The organism is Psychromonas aquatilis (genome assembly GCF_038155185.1).
GTDB classification, from domain to species: Bacteria; Pseudomonadota; Gammaproteobacteria; order Enterobacterales; family Psychromonadaceae; genus Psychromonas; species Psychromonas aquatilis.
In genome coordinates this window covers 1-227 of record NZ_JBAKAZ010000280.1, presented here as the reverse complement: position 1 = coordinate 227, position 227 = coordinate 1, and the positions used below count along the sequence as shown (strand labels likewise).

The 227-nt window shown below is 41.4% G+C and carries 1 pseudogene; it reads right to left on the bottom strand.

The features are described 5' to 3' along the window. Nucleotides 1-227: pseudogene (locus V6256_RS15565) on the bottom strand (mechanosensitive ion channel family protein); the annotation flags it as partial.

The following is a 227-nucleotide window of genomic DNA, read 5'->3' as shown; positions in this document are numbered from 1 at the left end:
CGCCTCTATTAATGCGCAACGAGCACGCCAACTATGAACGGTATTCACCCAAGGACGTACTACAAAATTAACTCTTGAACTCGCCAGTTCAGAGACTGCAATCGTAGCTTTCGGGTACTTTAAAACATATTCATTGCCTACGACAACAGTTTCTAGTATTAGTTTCACTTGCTTTAAATCAGCTTGATAACTAACACCAATAACCAATTCGATTCTGCGTTCCGGGT